This window comes from Dactylosporangium sp. CA-139114, from assembly GCF_050955725.1.
In the GTDB taxonomy this organism is placed as follows: domain Bacteria; phylum Actinomycetota; class Actinomycetes; order Mycobacteriales; family Micromonosporaceae; genus Dactylosporangium.
The window spans coordinates 1-15,301 of the sequence record NZ_CP192080.1 but is presented as its reverse complement, the minus strand read 5'-3'; the positions used below and the strand labels follow the sequence as shown (position 1 = coordinate 15,301).

12 protein-coding genes, 2 tRNA genes and 1 pseudogene are annotated in these 15,301 nt (G+C 68.7%); 3 read left to right on the top strand and 12 right to left on the bottom strand.

Annotated features, from left to right (window positions below; translation table 11 throughout):
- Positions 1-188 precede the first annotated feature (188 nt).
- Positions 189-959: an SGNH/GDSL hydrolase family protein gene (locus tag ACQP2P_RS00075; protein WP_433612028.1), complete on the top strand. Its 771-nt coding sequence runs from the start codon at positions 189-191 to the stop codon at positions 957-959.
- A gap of 144 nt (positions 960-1,103) precedes the next feature.
- On the opposite strand, the pseudogene ACQP2P_RS00070 reads toward ACQP2P_RS00075, so the two are convergent.
- Positions 1,104-1,283: pseudogene (locus ACQP2P_RS00070) on the bottom strand (ArsR/SmtB family transcription factor); the annotation flags it as partial.
- Positions 1,284-1,415: 132 nt separating this feature from the next.
- Here ACQP2P_RS00070 and ACQP2P_RS00065 point away from each other — a divergent pair.
- On the top strand, positions 1,416-1,859 hold the full coding sequence (locus ACQP2P_RS00065; RefSeq protein WP_433612026.1) for an ArsI/CadI family heavy metal resistance metalloenzyme: 444 nt from the start codon (positions 1,416-1,418) through the stop codon (positions 1,857-1,859).
- A 485-nt stretch (positions 1,860-2,344) separates the two neighbouring features.
- On the opposite strand, the gene ACQP2P_RS00060 is transcribed toward ACQP2P_RS00065, so the two are convergent.
- The 6 genes from ACQP2P_RS00060 to gyrB form a co-directional block, all read right to left on the bottom strand.
- Positions 2,345-2,417, bottom strand: a tRNA-Ala gene (locus ACQP2P_RS00060).
- Between the two features lie 19 nt (positions 2,418-2,436).
- Positions 2,437-2,565: a DLW-39 family protein gene (locus tag ACQP2P_RS00055; protein WP_345120593.1), complete on the bottom strand. Its 129-nt coding sequence runs from the start codon at positions 2,563-2,565 to the stop codon at positions 2,437-2,439.
- Between the two features lies 1 nt (position 2,566).
- Positions 2,567-2,640 (bottom strand) — tRNA-Ile (locus ACQP2P_RS00050).
- Between the two features lie 127 nt (positions 2,641-2,767).
- Positions 2,768-3,601: a DUF3566 domain-containing protein gene (locus ACQP2P_RS00045; protein WP_433612023.1), complete on the bottom strand. Its 834-nt coding sequence runs from the start codon at positions 3,599-3,601 to the stop codon at positions 2,768-2,770.
- Positions 3,602-3,604: 3 nt separating this feature from the next.
- Positions 3,605-6,025 carry a DNA gyrase subunit A gene (gene gyrA / locus ACQP2P_RS00040; protein WP_433612021.1) on the bottom strand — a complete coding sequence of 807 codons (2,421 nt, stop codon included), beginning with the start codon at positions 6,023-6,025 and terminating at the stop codon, positions 3,605-3,607.
- A 134-nt stretch (positions 6,026-6,159) separates the two neighbouring features.
- The gene (gene gyrB / locus ACQP2P_RS00035; protein ID WP_433612019.1) at positions 6,160-8,103 is read right to left on the bottom strand and encodes a DNA topoisomerase (ATP-hydrolyzing) subunit B; all 1,944 of its coding nucleotides are present in this window, start codon (positions 8,101-8,103) and stop codon (positions 6,160-6,162) included.
- Between the two features lie 446 nt (positions 8,104-8,549).
- Here gyrB and ACQP2P_RS00030 point away from each other — a divergent pair, with 446 nt between their 5' ends.
- Positions 8,550-9,107: a hypothetical protein gene (locus ACQP2P_RS00030; protein ID WP_433612017.1), complete on the top strand. Its 558-nt coding sequence runs from the start codon at positions 8,550-8,552 to the stop codon at positions 9,105-9,107.
- 6 nt (positions 9,108-9,113) lie between these two features.
- Here ACQP2P_RS00030 and ACQP2P_RS00025 read toward each other — a convergent pair whose 3' ends face one another.
- The 5 genes from ACQP2P_RS00025 to dnaA all read right to left on the bottom strand — a co-directional run bounded on the left by ACQP2P_RS00025 (position 9,114) and on the right by dnaA (position 15,301).
- Positions 9,114-9,677: a DUF721 domain-containing protein gene (locus ACQP2P_RS00025; protein ID WP_433612014.1), complete on the bottom strand. Its 564-nt coding sequence runs from the start codon at positions 9,675-9,677 to the stop codon at positions 9,114-9,116.
- A complete protein-coding gene (recF, locus tag ACQP2P_RS00020) occupies positions 9,613-10,725 on the bottom strand; it encodes a DNA replication/repair protein RecF (protein WP_433612012.1) in 1,113 nt (370 codons plus the stop codon). The genes ACQP2P_RS00025 and recF overlap by 65 nt, the downstream gene beginning before the upstream one ends.
- A gap of 2 nt (positions 10,726-10,727) precedes the next feature.
- Entirely contained in the window at positions 10,728-11,600 is an 873-nt protein-coding gene (gene gnd / locus ACQP2P_RS00015) for a phosphogluconate dehydrogenase (NAD(+)-dependent, decarboxylating) (protein ID WP_433612010.1), read from the bottom strand.
- Between the two features lie 15 nt (positions 11,601-11,615).
- Entirely contained in the window at positions 11,616-12,746 is a 1,131-nt protein-coding gene (dnaN, locus tag ACQP2P_RS00010) for a DNA polymerase III subunit beta (protein WP_433612008.1), read from the bottom strand.
- Between the two features lie 836 nt (positions 12,747-13,582).
- Positions 13,583-15,301 carry a chromosomal replication initiator protein DnaA gene (dnaA, locus tag ACQP2P_RS00005; protein WP_433081882.1) on the bottom strand — a complete coding sequence of 573 codons (1,719 nt, stop codon included), beginning with the start codon at positions 15,299-15,301 and terminating at the stop codon, positions 13,583-13,585.

Sequence of the window (15,301 nt, the reverse complement as noted above, 5' to 3'; positions counted from 1 at the left end):
TCTGAACTGGCCCTTTCCCTCCCACGGGACCGCTTGTGCACAGCTTTGTCCACAAGTACACAGGCGTCATCCACAGGCCGTCCTCGCCCTTCGTGTCAGGAAGGGTGTGGTGTGCGGCAAAGTCGCTTTCCCACGCACATGGGCCCTGACAGGATGCCAAAGGGGCAGCTGACGGGGAGGAGCAGAGGGTGGCGCGGTGGTCGAGTTTCGTGGCGGTGGGCGACAGCTTCACTGAGGGCCTTGACGATCCCCAGCCCGACGGACGCGGCTACCGAGGATGGGCCGACCTGGTCGCCGGGGTGCTGGCGGCGTCGAGCCCCGAGTTCCGGTACGCCAACCTGGCCGTCCGGGGCCGCCTGTTCGACAACATCGTGGCGGAGCAGGTGCCGCTGGCGGTCGCCATGAAGCCGGACCTGATCAGCTTCGCCGGCGGGGGCAACGACGCCCTGCGGCGAAACTGGGAGTACGAAGGCATCGTCGCCCGCTTCGACCGGACCATCGAGAAACTGCGAGCCACCGGCGCGGACGTGGTGATGTTCCGCTGGGCGGACATGACGGGCCGCATGCCGGGCGGCAAGATGCTCCGCCCCCGGGTCGACCTGTTCAACAACGCGATCGAGTCGGTGGGCGAGAAGTACGGCGCTCACGTGATCTCCCTCTGGGACGACCTGGAGTTCGCCAACCCCCGCCTGTGGGGCATCGACCGCCTGCACCTCTCTCCCGCGGGCCACCGCCGAGTGGCCGCCCACGTCCTGACCAAGCTGAACGTGGCGTGCGACCCCGACTGGCTGGCGGCCCCGCCGCCGCCTGAAGAGCTGTCGTGGATGTCGCGGAAGGCGGCCGACGCCAAGTGGGCGACCCAGCACCTGGCCCCGTGGGTGAAGCGCCGCCTGACGGGCAAGTCCTCGGGCGACATGGTGACCGCGAAGCGCCCGGAGCTCGCCCCCCTCTCCGACTGACCCCGTGACTTGACGGGGCTGCGGTGCCTGGGCAGGCGACTCGCGGTGAACGCGGACCAGGCGGGCGGTTCGGTCTCGAAGGTGGGCACCTGCGCGGCGTGCTCGAAGCTCATGCGGTCGCCGCCGCGGTGACGGTGGACGTGTCGTTCCCCGGCGCTGACAGTCGACGAGACCGGCCTCGCGCAGCACCTTGAGGTGGTGCGAGATCGTCGGGCCGGTCCGGGTGAACGCGTCGGTCAGCTCGCAGACACAGACCTCACCGCCGGCACGAGCGGCGACGAGGGACAGCAGCCGGAGCCGGACCGGATCGCCGAGCGCGCGCAAGGTCCACGGCGGTCCCCTCGTTGACCATCGGCGCGCAGCAGTCGTCCTGTCTTGACGCCCGCCTAGTTTGACAGTCATCTAGTCAGGCGAGCAGGCTCTTGCTTAGACCAACGTCTATACAGGGGTGATGTGATGTCACGGGTACAGCTGGCACTGCGGGTCGCGGACCTGGAGAGCTCGGTGGCGTTCTACTCGAAGCTGTTCGGGGTGGAGCCGGCGAAACGGCGGCCGGGCTATGCGAACTTCGCCGTCGAGCAGCCGCCGCTGAAGCTGGTCCTGCTGGAAGGCGAGGCGGGACAGGAGACCGTCATGGACCACCTCGGCGTGGAGGTCTTCTCCACCGAGGAGGTCACCGCCGCCACGACCCGGCTGACGGAGGCGGGCCTGGTCACGCTGGAGGAGAACGACACGTCGTGCTGCTACGCCTTGCAGGACAAGGTGTGGGTGCGCGGGCCCGGCGCGGAGCCGTGGGAGGTCTACGTCGTCAAGGGCGACGCCGACCAGTTGGCCAAGGACGCGGACAGCGAGCACTGCGCCTGCGGCGTCCAGGAGAACACCGCTACCTGCGGCTGCTGACCGATCCGACACGAGCGCGGCCCGGTCTCACACACCGGGCCTGCGCCCTCACTGCAGGAAGTAAACACCGCCAGCTCGGTCGTCCTGGACAACCGGCTGTGCGCGTCTCCTCCAGCCAACGTGGACACATTCACCGACGCAGTATTCGAGGCCGAGGGAATGACGTGCCGTATGACAAGCACCTTCGCCACCAGCTCCGCGAACACGTGAAGCGGCACATGACGAGCTGGGAAGCACCCGAATAACATCCCGAAAACGCACGACACGAACTCAGGGGTCCGCGGGACCGAACCCGACAAACCACCCACGACCAAGAAGATGACGATTCACAACTGGAAGCGAAGCGACCCAGTGGAATGCGAAGCGACCATGGGGGGTGCGGGGTGGGAACCCCCCGCCTCGAGCGAGCGAAGCGAGCGGGAAGGATCCACCGTCGCAACGGCGAACAGGGCGCAGCCCTGTGAGCAGGGTGCGCCCATCGACGGTGGAAGCGAGGGGACTCGAACCCCTAACCCCCGCCTTGCAAAGGCGGTGCTCTGCCAGTTGAGCTACGCCCCCGCTCGGGCTGGGCTACAGACTAGCGCAGGTCCGGGGCGGTCGTCGCCTCGTGCCAAAGGGCGCGCTCTTCGCTCGCGGCCTTGACGCGCTTCGCGACATAGGCGGCGGCTCCGACGACGGCAACCACCAGCAGCACCTTTTTCCACATGTGGGGCTAGCTGGAATCGAACCAGCGACCTCAGAGTTATCAGCTCTGCGCTCTAACCGACTGAGCTATAGCCCCAGCAACACACCCCCGAGAAGACTCCCCGAAGCGGTGCGAACAGAAGGTTACCGTACCCCACGCGCCCGCCCCAAACCGGTTCCCCCCTGGCGCGGCGCGCCGGAGCCAGGGGGGAGAAAACCGCAGGTCAGTCCTTTTCGGCGAGCGTGAGCTCGATGCCGCCGACGAGGTCGGCGCACACGTTGTAGATGAACGAGCCCAGGGTGGCCAGGGCGGTGAACAGGACCACGTTCACGACGCCCAGGAGGGCGGCGCCGCCGATGACGCCCTTCGCGGTGATGCGGAAGGTGCTGTCGGCCGAGCCGCCCGTCGAGCTGACCAGGTCGGCGAGGAGCTTGTTGATGCTCTTGAAGACGTCCATCGCGTCCAGGGCCAGGTACAGCACCGACGTCGCGACGATCAGGACGACGAAGAGGACGAAGCTCACGGCGAAGGCGAACTTCATCACCGACCACGGGTCGATTCGCTTCAGGTGCAGCCGGGCTCGCCGTGGGCCGCGGCCCACGGCGGAGCTGACCGTCTTGCGGGCCGCGCGGACGGCCTCGGTGACGCGGGCCGAGCCGCTGACCGCGGGGGTCGGCGTGTTGATGGCCTGCGTCGCGGCCGCGGCCGGCGTGCGCACGGCGGCGCGGGCGATGGCCGAGACGCTGGCCGTGCCCGTGGCGGTCGTGCCCATGCCGGAGCCCGGGAACGAGACCGGTTGCGTCGAGCTGCCGGCGCTGGCCGGTGACTGGATCGGCACCGTCAGGGAGTCGGGCGGTGGCGCCATGCCCGGGGCACGCGTGAACTTCGGCGTGCCCCCGCTCGTCGTCTCGCCGGACGTGCCGGCCCCGTTGACGGAGCCAGGCTCCCCACCGGCGGCAGGCGCCCCCGAGTCAGATCCCGCCATGGCAGCCTCTCCGGCCTTCTTGGCCTCATCGGTTGCCGAGGCGGTCCCCGACTTCGCCTGAGTGTCTGTCATCAACTAGTCCTGTTCGTCGGGCTCATCGGCGTTGCGGGCGATCGCGACGATGGTTACACCTTCGGGAAGGTCCATGAGCTTGACCCCCATTGTGTTCCGATCCCTCGTACGCCGTACAGGCTTCACGGGAGTCCGGATCACGCCACCATTTGAGGTGATGGCGAACAACTCGTCATCCGGGCTTATAACCGCAGCGCCGACGAGACCACCGCGCCGCGACGTGATTTTAGCGGTGAGGACGCCCTTGCCGCCGCGCCCTTGCACCGGATACTCCTCGATGGGAGTCCGCTTGGCAAAACCACCATCGGTGGCCACCAGAACGTCCAGGTCCATCCCCTCGCGGACCACTTCCATGGCGAGCAGCTCGTCACCGTCGGTGAAGCGCATCCCGATCACGCCCGACGTGGCTCGGCCCATCGGGCGCAGCGTGTCGTCGTTGGCCGTGAACCGGATCGCCTGGGCCTGCTTGCTGACCAGCAGGAGATCGTCCTCCGGGCCGAGCAGCGCGGCGCCCACCAGCTCGTCGTCCTCGCGCAGGTTGATGCCGATGATGCCGCCCGAGCGGTTGGAGTCGAACTCCTCCAGCTTGGTCTTCTTCACCAGGCCATCCTTCGTCGCGAGAACGAGATACGGCGCCACCTGGTAATTCGGGATCTCGATCACCTGCGCGATGTGCTCTTCGGGTTGGAAGGCCAGCAGGTTGGCGACGTGCTGACCCTTCGCCGCCCGGCTCGCCTCGGGCAGCTCGTACGCCTTTGCCCGGTAGACCCGACCTTTATTCGTGAAGAACAACATCCAGTCGTGCGTCGAGCAGACGAAGAAGTGGCTGACGATGTCGTCCTGCCTCAGTGTCGCACCCGAGACGCCCTTGCCGCCGCGCTTCTGCGAGCGGTACAGGTCGGCCTTGGTGCGCTTGGCGTAGCCGGTCCGCGTGATGGTCACCACAACGTCCTCCCGGACGATGAGGTCCTCCATGGAGACCTCGCCGTCGAAGGGGATGACCTGGGTGCGCCGCTCGTCGCCGCGGCGGGCCACGATCTCGGCGAGCTCCTCGGACACGATCTGCCGCTGCCGCTCCGGCTTGGCCAGGATGTCCTTGTAGTCCGCGATCTCGATCTCGATCTTCGCCAACTCGTCGAAGATGCGCTGGCGCTCCAGCGCGGCGAGCCGGCGCAGCTGCATGTCGAGGATCGCGGTGGCCTGGATGTCGTCGATGTCGAGCAGGTTCATCAGGCCGGTCTTGGAGTCCTCGGCGCTCGGCGAGCGCCGGATGAGGGCGATGACCTCGTCGAGCATGTCGAGGGCCTTGACCAGACCGCGCAGGATGTGCGCGCGCTCCTCGGCCTTGCGCAGCCGGTAGCGGGTGCGCCGGACGATGACGTCGATCTGGTGGGCCACGTAGTAGCGCACGAACTGGGCCAGGTTGAGCGTGCGGGGCACGCCGTCGACCAGCGCCAGCATGTTGGCGCCGAAGGTCTCCTGCAGCTGCGTGTGCTTGTAGAGGTTGTTGAGCACCACCTTGGCGACCGCGTCGCGCTTGAGCACGATCACCAGGCGCATGCCGGTGCGGCCGGAGGACTCCTCGCGGATGTCGGCGATGCCGGCGAGCTTGCCCTCCTTCACCAGGTCGGCGATGCGCTCGGCGAGGTTGTCGGGGTTGACCGCGTAGGGCAGCTCGGTCACCACGAGGATGGTCCGGCCGCGGGGGTCCTCCTCGACCTCGACGACCGCGCGCATGCGGATCGAACCGCGGCCGGTGCGGTACGCGTCGATGATGCCCGCGGTACCGACGATGAGGCCCTTCGTGGGGAAGTCGGGGCCCTTGACGATCTTGATCAGCTCGTCCAGGGTCTCGGACTCGTCCGCGTCCGGGTTGTCGAGGCACCACTGCACGGCGGCGGCGATCTCGCGCAGGTTGTGCGGCGGGATGTTGGTCGCCATGCCGACCGCGATGCCCGTGCTGCCGTTGACCAGCAGGTTGGGGATGCGCGAGGGCAGGATGGTGGGCTCCTGGGCCCGGCCGTCGTAGTTGGGGACGAAGTCGACGGTCTCCTCGTCGATGTCCCGCAGCATCTCCATGGCCAGCGGGTCGAGCCGGGCCTCGGTGTATCGCATGGCCGCGGCGGGGTCGTTGCCCGGCGAGCCGAAGTTGCCGTTGCCGTCGATGAGCGGGTAGCGCAGCGACCAGTTCTGGGCCATGCGCACGAGGGCGTCGTAGATCGACGCGTCGCCGTGCGGGTGGTAGTTACCCATCACGTCGCCGACGACGCGGGCGCACTTGACGTATCCGCGGTCGGGCCGGTACCCGCCGTCGAACATCGCGTAGAGGATCTTGCGGTGCACGGGCTTGAGGCCGTCGCGCACGTCGGGCAGCGCACGCCCGACGATGACGCTCATCGCGTAGTCGAGGTACGAACGCTGCATCTCGACTTCGATGCCGACCGGCTCGATACGGCTGGCGACCGCAGACCCACCCTCGGCCGGAGTCGCTTCCGGGTTCTCAGGGGTGGAAGTCGGTTCCGTCACGCTCTCTATTCCTTCTCTCTAGCCGGCCGGGATCAGATGTCGAGGAACCGGACGTCCTTGGCGTTGCGCTGGATGAACGAGCGCCGAGCCTCCACGTCTTCGCCCATGAGGACGCTGAAGAGCTCGTCCGCGGTTGCAGCATCGTCCAAGGTCACCTGGCGCAGCATCCGGGTCTCCGGGTTCATCGTGGTCTCCCACAGCTCCGGGTAGTTCATCTCGCCCAGACCCTTGAACCGCTGGATGTCGTCCGGCTTCGCGTTCGGCTTGGCACGCTGCCGGAGCTCGATCAGGCCGTCGCGTTCCCGGTCGGTGTACGCGTACTGCGCATCGTCGCCCTTCTTGTTCCACTTGATCTTGTACAGCGGGGGCGCCGCGAGATACACGTGCCCGAGCTCGATCAGCGGCCGCATGAACCGGAACACCAGGGTCAGCAGGAGGGTCTGGATGTGCTGGCCGTCGACGTCGGCGTCGGCCATGAGGATCAGCTTGTGGTAGCGCAGCTTCTCGATGTCGAACTCGTCGTGGATGCCGGTGCCCAGCGCCGTGATGAGCGCCTGGACCTCGTTGTTCTTCAGCACGCGGTCGATGCGCGCCTTCTCCACGTTGAGGATCTTGCCGCGGATCGGCAGGATCGCCTGGACCCGCGGGTCACGGCCCTGCTTGGCCGAGCCCCCGGCCGAGTCACCCTCGACGATGAACAGCTCGCACAGGCGCGGGTCGTTGGACTGGCAGTCGGCGAGCTTGCCCGGCATCGAGCCGGACTCGAGCAGCGACTTGCGCCGGGCCAGCTTGCGGGCTTGAGACGCGGCGATGCGCGCCCGGGCGGCCTGCGAGGCCTTGGTGATGATGGTCTTGACCTCGGCCGGGTTGCGGTCGAACCAGTCGACGAGCCACTCGTTGCACACCTTCTGCACGAAGCTGCGCGCCTCGGTGTTGCCGAGCTTGGTCTTGGTCTGGCCCTCGAACTGCGGGTTGGCCAGCTTCACCGAGATGATCGCGGCGAGGCCCTCGCGGATGTCCTCGCCGGTGAGCTTCTCGTCGCCCTTGAGAAACTTCTTGTCCGCGCCGTACTTGTTCACCACCGACGTCAGCGCACTGCGGAAGCCCTCCTCGTGGGTGCCGCCCTCGTGCGTGTTGATGGTGTTGGCGAACGTGTAGACGCTCTCGCCGTACGACTCGTTCCACTGCATGGCGATCTCGACCGCGATGCCCTCGCCCTCGGCGCCGAACTCGACAACGGTGCGGTGGATCGGGGTCTTGGTCGCGTTGAGGTGCCGCACGAAGTCGGCGATGCCGCCCTCGTAGCAGAAGACGACCTCCCGCTTCTCCTCCGGCGTGTCGGGGCGCTCGTCGCGCAGCTCGATCTTGAGGCCGCGGTTGAGGAAGGCGTACTCCTGGATGCGCCGGTACAGCGTCTCGTAGACGAACGTGGTCGTCTCGAAGATCGTCGGGTCGGGCCAGAAGGTCACGCTGGTCCCGGTGCGGTCGGTCTCCTCGCCCTTCTGCAGCGGCTCGGGCTTCGAGTTGTTGTACCGCTGGCGCCAGACGTACCCGTCCTTGTGGATCTCCAGGTCGATGCGCGTCGAGAGCGCGTTGACGACCGAGATGCCGACGCCGTGCAGACCACCGGAGACGGCGTAGGCCTGGCCGTCGAACTTGCCGCCGGCGTGCAGGACCGTCAGCACGACCTCGACGGTGGGCCGCTTCTCCTTGGGGTGCATGTCGACCGGGATGCCGCGGCCGTTGTCCACGACGCGCACGCCTCCGTCGGCGCGCAGCGTGACCTCGATCGTGTCGCAGAAGCCGGCCAGCGCCTCGTCGACGGCGTTGTCCACGACCTCCCACACCAGGTGGTGCAGACCGCGCTCGCCGGTGGAGCCGATATACATGCCTGGCCGCTTGCGGACCGCCTCGAGCCCCTCGAGGACGGTGATCGAAGAAGAGTCGTAGGACTGTTCGGGCTTGTTTGCTGCCACCCTCGGTCGCTTTCTCGCACTGGCCGGCCGCGCTGGTGGGCGCCCCGGGTCGCGTGCGGAGTCGGTGCGTGTGCGCTCGGTGACGGAAGCAGGCACGCTGGTAGCCGACGCGCCTCTGGCGAGCGCCCTGACCTCCTGCGGCCGACCACCGCTGTGACGCACGCGCGGGATGTGATCGACTGTTCTCTGAGCCGATGCAATCCTACTGTGTCCGAACGACAATTTCGCGCCGGGACGGGCCTGTAGTCCTCGTAGCGGGCCGAACGGTGCGGGTCGAAGGTCCCCCCACGCGGGAGGGGTACTCCGGCCTGGTGGCGGGCGGCACGGGCAGCGCAACCTCGGATTCCGGCTTTTGGAGCTTCCGGGGGTCGCGCAAGGGGCCGTTCGTGCCGTATGTTCCCCGCCGCGGGGCGGGGCGGGCAGATGTGAAAGATGAGGGGTGCGCGATGGGGCTGGACAACGTCGCCGTGCAGTGGCCGCGCACCGGCCGCTTCTACGATCCGGTGGCGCCGGCCGAGTTCGTCGACTTCGCCGACCTGGCGGAGAAGCTGCCGCTGCACGCCGGGCCGGCCGCGGCCCTGGCCGATCACGTGGCCAAGACGGGCACCGTGCGCGTGACCGGGTACACCGAGCTCGTCGACCTCCTCTTCGGGCTCAACGGCGTGCTCTTCGCCACAGATGCGGCCGCCGAGGACGAGGATCCCGTCATCAGCCCGGACGACTGCGCCTGGATCGCCGGCGGGCTGGAGCGGTTCGTCAACGGCCACGCCGAATACGGCGACGAGATCACGTTCGAGACCGTGAGCTCGGTGCTGCGCAAGGCCCTCGAGGGCTCCCGCCTCGCCGAGCAGCAGCTGCGCTGGCTCCAGAGCCGGCTGGACGCGCTGCGGGACGACTCCGGCAACGCGCCGCAGTGGTCCTACTCCATCTCCGAGCTCGACGTGCTGGCCAAGTTCTACCGCCGCTGCGCCCACCGCGGCTTCGCGGTCTACGCCGACTTCTGAGCCGGCTCAGCCGTAGGTGTCGCGGGGCCCGCGGCCCCGGATGCGGCGCGGCCCGCTGCTCCACGACGGCGTGCTCGGCCCCTGGATGTGCAGGCGCTTGACCACGTTGTGACCGACCTCACGTGCGATCCCGGCCAGGAGCTTGCTCGCGAGCATCTTCAGCTGGGTCGCCCACGCGGTCGACTCGGCCTCGATGGTCAGCTCGCCGTCCTCCAGCTTGAGCGGGCGGCTGTGCGCGGCGATGTCCTCGCCGACGACCTTGGCCCACTCGCCGAAGATCCGCGCCTCGCGGGTCGGCCGCGACCAGCCCCGCTGCTTGACCAGGCGCTCGAGCACCGAGCCGAAGGGCTGCGGGTCGCGGGGGTCCGGCCCCGGTCCGGTGTACCCCCGCCGGCGCGGCTGCCCGTCGAGCACGGACTTGCGGCGCGGCTGGGCACGGTGCTTGGCCAGCGCGGCCTCGACCGCCGCGCGCGCGAGCTCCGGCCCGGACTTCTCCGGTTTCGCCTCAGACACGTCGAACCTCCCCGCCGCCGACCTCGAAGCGCATCCCGCGCAACGTCGACGGGACATCATCCTCCACCGCGCAGGTCACGATCACCTGGCTCGCCGAGCCGACGAGCGCGGCCAGCCGGTCGCGCCGGCCCGCGTCGAGCTCGGCGAACACGTCGTCGAGCACGAGCACCGGCTCGACGCCGTCGTCGCGCAACAGCTCGTACGCGGCCAGGCGCAGCGCGAGCGCGTACGACCACGACTCGCCGTGGCTGGCGTACCCCTTGGCCGGCAGCTCGCCCAGGGTCAGCGTCAGCTCGTCGCGGTGCGGCCCGACCAGGGTCACGCCCCGCTCGATCTCCGACGGTCGCGATTCCGACAGCGCGGCGAGCAGGGCCGCCTCGAGATCGTCGCCGAGGGCGCACGACGCGTTGTACGCGATCCGCGCGTCGGAGCGGCCGGCGCTGACCGCGGAGTACGCCTTCGCCACGTGCGGGGCGAGCGCGTCGACGAGATCGAGCCGGGCGCGCACCAGCTGGGCACCGTGGCGCGCCAGGTGTGCGTCCCACACGTCCAGGGTGGACAGGTCGCCGCCGCGGCTGCCGCCGGTCTTGCGCGCCAGGTAGGAGCTGCGCAACAGGGCGTTGCGCTGCTTGAGCACCCGGTCGTAGTCGGATCGGACCCCGGCGAAGCGGGGCTGGCGGGCGACGAGGAGCTCATCGAGGTACCGTCGCCGCTCGGAAGGGTCTCCGCGAATCAGCGAGAGGTCCTCGGGCGCGAAGAGCACCAGGCGCAGGGCGCCGAGGATGTCGCGCGTGCGGGTCACGGGCGAGCGGCCGAGGCGGGCCTTGTTGGCGCGGCCGGGCTCGATCGACAGCTCGATGAGCAGCTCGCGCTCGTCGTGCACGACGGCGCAGCGGACCACGGCACGGGCCGCGCCGAAGCGGACCAGCGGCGCGTCCGTGGCGACCCGGTGCGACTCCAGGGTCGCCACGTAGGCGAGGGCCTCGACGAGATTGGTCTTGCCGACCCCGTTGGGGCCCACGAGCACGCACGGCCCGGGGCCCAGCTCGACGACGACCCGCTCGTAGCTGCGGAAGTCGACGAGCTCCAGGCCCCGGACGTACAAGTTCAGTCCTTCTTGACCGCGTGGCCGCCGAACTGGTTGCGCAGCGCGGCGACGGCCTTCATCGCCGGCGAGTCGTCCTGGCGCGAGGCGAAGCGGGCGAACAGCGAGGCGGCGATGACGTTCATGGGCACGGCGAGGCGGATGGCCTCCTCGACGGTCCAGCGGCCCTCGCCCGTGTCGTCGGCGTAGCCCTTGATCCCGGCCAGATCGGGGTCCTCGTCCAGGGCGCGGTCGAGCAGGTCGAGCAGCCAGGACTGCACGACGGAGCCGGCCCGCCAGCTCTTGATGACATCGGGGATGTTCTCGACGTACTCCGACGCCTCGAGCAGCTCGTAGCCCTCGGCGAAGGCGTGCATCATGCCGTACTCGATGCCGTTGTGGACCATCTTCGCGTAGTGCCCGGCGCCGGGTCCGCCGGCGTGGGCGAAGCCGAACTCGCCAGCCGGCTTGAGGCCCTCGAAGATCGGCATGCAGTGATCGACGTACTGCTTCTCGCCGCCGACCATCAGCGCGTAGCCGTTGGTCCGGCCCCAGACCCCGCCGGAGACGCCCACGTCGAGGTAGCCGATGCCCTTGGCACCGAGCCGCTCGGCCCGCGGCCTGTCGTTGCTGAAGCGCGAGTTGCCACCGTCGATCACGATGTCGCCGGCCTGCAGCAGACCCGAGAGCTCCTCGATCGTGGGCTCGGTGAACTGCACCGGCACCATGATCCAGACGACGCGCGGGGCGGCCAGCTTCTCGACGAGCTCGTTGAGGTTCGCGACGTCGGTGACGTCAGGGTGGTGGTCGAAGCCGATGACCTCGTGCCCGGCGGCGCGCAGCCGCTCGCGCATGTTGAAGCCCATCCTGCCCAGGCCGATGAGACCGAGCTGCATTGTGGTGCCTCCGAATCAGCTGCCGATGCGAACCGGCATGATCAAGTACCAGTACCCAGGGACGATTTCTCCATCATCCTTTGCCGGGGACATGACCGCAGGCTTCTTCGGGTCAGTGAACGACAACACCGCGATCGGCGCGTCGAGCGCCTTGAGGCCGTCGAGCAGGTACTGGTGATTGAAGGCGATCGTCATCGGCTCGCCTTCGTACTGGCAGTCCATCGCCTCGCTGGCCTTCGCGTCCTCGCTGCCGCTGGCCTCCACGACGAGCCCGTCGGTGCTGAACGACAGCCGGACCGGGGTCTGGCGCTCCGCGACCAGGCCGACACGCCGGACGACCTCGTTGAGCGCCGCGACCGGGACCCGCGCCTGCGCGTTGTGGGTGTCCGGCAGCAGGGCCCGGACCTTGGGGAAGTCGCCGTCGAGCAGCCGGGACGTGGTGCGCCGGCTGCCGCCCGCGAAGCCGATCATGCCCTCGCCGATCTTGCCCCGCGACAGGGCGACCGACACCGAACCGCCGAGCGGGCCGAGGGTCTTCGCGGTGTCGTCGAGCGTGCGGGCGGGCACGAGCGCGGCGATGCTCATGTCGGGCTCGTCCGGGCGCCACTCGAGCTCGCGGACGGCCAGGCGATACCGGTCGGTGGCCAGCAGCGTGAGCTTGCTGCCCTCGATCTCGATCCGCACGCCGGTCAGCATCGGCAGCGTGTCGTCCCGGCCGGCCGCGATCGCGACCTGCGACACGGCGCCGGCGAACACGCTGGCCTCGACGGTGCCCGCGGACTCGGGCATCTCCGGCAGCGTCGGGTAGTCCTCGACGGGCATCGTCGGCAGCGTGAACCGCGCGCTGCCGCACGTGATCTCGACGTGCGCGCCGACCGCGGCGAAGTCCACCGGCTTGGCCGGCAGGGCCTTGGTGATCTCGGCGAGCAGGCGGCCGGACACGAGCGTCGCGCCGTCGGCGTCGGCCTGGACCTCGACGGTCACCTGGCTGGAAACCTCGTAATCGAAGCCGGACACCTGCAGGCGACCGTCAGCGACGCGCAGCAGAACGCCGGCGAGCACGGGCACCGAGGGGCGGCTGGGCAGGCTCTTGGCCGTCCAGGCGACGGCATCGGCGAGCGCGTCGCGCTCGACTCGGAACTTCATCGCGGTCCTCCCGCATCGTCATCGGTACTTCATGTTCGCCGCTGTTCGCGCGCCAGATGCCCTGGCCGCCGGGATTTCGCTCCGGGGCGTACGTGTCTGGGCTCGATTGTCGCCGGTGCCGGGTCGCTCATCGAACCTTAGGGCCTCCGGAGGGCGGTCGTGCACCGACCCCGCCGGACCCGGCGGCCCGACCCGATCCACACGCTGATGATTGCTTTTCTTCTCTTCTTAAAAGAAAAACTACTCGTAATCATAGGTGGTGTGGAAACTGTGGAAAACCCGCCTTTGCGCAGCTCAGAGCACTTATAGCACTGGGTATGAGCTGTGCATGAGCCGGTGGGCTCAGCCCTGTGGATTGTGGACGAACGATTATCCACAGGAGTTTTCCACCGGTTGTCCACCGGTAATCCCCAGGGTTTTCCCGTGGTTGTGGATATCGTATGGCCCGAACCTTGCTCACGTTCGGTCGCTTGTCCACCACTCTACGGATGCATCCACATGTCTTCCACACGTGCTCCCCAGGAGTTATCCACAGCCTGTGGGCAAGGCCTGTGTGCTTTCGGTAGTCACCCGATCACTCACCCCCGGAATTTGGCACGAACGAAGTTATCCACAGGATTTCTGTGGACAGCGTGTGGAAGTTGGGGACAACCCGACCGACCCGGGGCCCTACGTGCCTGTGGATGACCAGGCAAAACCTGTGGGCGGGGTGTGGACAACGTAGGGCCACTTGGCAACTACCGCGAGGTCGGCCGGGCGCGCGGGGTGTGGACAACAACTTGTCCACACCCTGTGAAAAGGGCCGGTGGACGACCGGATCACTGTGGAAAAGCGGCTCAGGTCGTCTGCTTGATGCGGTTCGTGAGCTCCGCGATCTGGTTGTAGAGCGAGCGCCGCTCCGCCATCTGCTGCCGGATCTTGCGGTCGGCGTGCATGACGGTCGTGTGGTCCCGGCCGCCGAACGCCTGCCCGATACGGGGCAGTGAGAGGTCGGTCAGCTCGCGGCAGAGATACATCGCCACCTGGCGCGCGTTCACCAGGACCCGCGACCGGCTGTGCCCGCGCAGGTCCTCGAGGCTCACGCCGAAGTAGTCCGCCGTCGACGCCATGATCTGGTCGGCCGTGATCTCCGGGCCGGAGCCGTCGGGGATGAAGTCGCGCAGAACCTCCTCGGCGAGGCTGAGCTCGACCGGGGAGCGGGTCAGGTTGGCGAACGCGGTGACCCGGATCAGGGCGCCCTCGAGCTCGCGGATGGACGAGGCGATCCGCGACGCGATGAACTCGAGCACGTCCGGCGGGGCGAAGAGCCGCTCCTGGGCCGCCTTCTTCTGCAGGATCGCGATACGGGTCTCGAGGTCCGGCGGCTGGATGTCGGCGAGCAGGCCCCACTCGAACCGCGTGCGCAGCCGGTCCTCGAGCGTGGCCAGCTGGCGCGGGGAGCGGTCGGAGCTGATCACGATCTGCTTGTTGGCGTTGTGCAGGGTGTTGAACGTGTGGAAGAACTCCTCCTGGGTCCGCTCGCGGGTCTCCAGGAACTGGATGTCGTCGATCAGGAGGATGTCGACGTCGCGGTACCGCCGCTGAAACGCCTGCGTCTTGTCGTCCCGCAGGCTGTTGATGAAGTCGTTGGTGAACTCTTCCGTCGACACGTAGCGCACGAAGCGCGCGTTGCCGAGCATGGTGGCGTACTGCCCGATCGCGTGCAGCAGGTGCGTCTTGCCCAGCCCGGAGCCGCCGTAGATGAACAACGGGTTGTAGGCCTTGGCCGGCGACTCGGCGACCGCGACCGACGCGGCGTGCGCGAAGCGGTTGGACGAGCCGATGACGAAGGTCTCGAAGGTGTACTTCGGGTTGAGCCGGTTTCCCGCGGAGTCCCCGGCCGGCGTGGCGTTGCGGCGGTCCTCGCGGCCGGTGCCCGGCGTCGACGGGCGCGGCGGGGGCAGCTCGTCGCGCGGGGGCTCGTGCGGCTCGTACGGCGACTCGTACTTCGACGGCTCGTAGCGACCGAGGTCGGCCGCGGCCTCCACGGCGGTGCCGGAGTGCTCGTTGCGCCAGGAGTCCGCGGGCTTGACGTCGCCGGGGAGGTCGAACAGGCGGTCGTGCTCCGGCGGCGGTACCTGTGCGACGCCCCGATGCTCCGAGACCCGCCGTTCGCCGCCGATCGGGTTGACGCGGTGCTCGGGCATCCGCTCCGTCGGCTCGTCCGAGATCGAGACGCCCGGCAGCGGCTCGCGCAGTGACTGCGACGCGCCGTTGGACCAGTGCGACGCCGACGGGGCCGGCAGCGAGGGCGCGTCCTCGGGCGGCCGGACGGTCACGGCCACCTGGATGGCCCGGCCCAGCAGCCGCGAGAGCGCCTCGGTGATGACCGGGCGCAGCCGGCTCTCGATCATGTCGCGCGAGTACGGGTCCGGCACCGAGAGCAGCGCGGTGTCCTCGACGATCGCGCGCAGCCGCGTCATGCGTAGATACGCACGCTGCTGCGCCGAGTCGAGCCCGTCGGCGAGCTGGTTCGTCGCTGCGTTCCAGATCGCTGCGAGGTCGGTGTCAGTCAC

What these genes read in the sequence shown, in the direction of transcription:
- ACQP2P_RS00025 (WP_433612014.1), bottom strand. Translation starts at nt 9,677, where the DNA reads ATGTCCCGTCGACGTTGCGCGGGATGCGCTTCGAGGTCGGCGGCGGGG.
- ACQP2P_RS00045 (WP_433612023.1), bottom strand. Translation starts at nt 3,601, where the DNA reads ATGACAGACACTCAGGCGAAGTCGGGGACCGCCTCGGCAACCGATGAG.
- gyrA (WP_433612021.1), bottom strand. Translation starts at nt 6,025, where the DNA reads ATGCAGCGTTCGTACCTCGACTACGCGATGAGCGTCATCGTCGGGCGT.
- ACQP2P_RS00065 (WP_433612026.1), top strand. Translation starts at nt 1,416, where the DNA reads ATGTCACGGGTACAGCTGGCACTGCGGGTCGCGGACCTGGAGAGCTCG.
- dnaN (WP_433612008.1), bottom strand. Translation starts at nt 12,746, where the DNA reads ATGAAGTTCCGAGTCGAGCGCGACGCGCTCGCCGATGCCGTCGCCTGG.
- ACQP2P_RS00055 (WP_345120593.1), bottom strand. Translation starts at nt 2,565, where the DNA reads ATGTGGAAAAAGGTGCTGCTGGTGGTTGCCGTCGTCGGAGCCGCCGCC.
- ACQP2P_RS00030 (WP_433612017.1), top strand. Translation starts at nt 8,550, where the DNA reads ATGGGGCTGGACAACGTCGCCGTGCAGTGGCCGCGCACCGGCCGCTTC.
- gnd (WP_433612010.1), bottom strand. Translation starts at nt 11,600, where the DNA reads ATGCAGCTCGGTCTCATCGGCCTGGGCAGGATGGGCTTCAACATGCGC.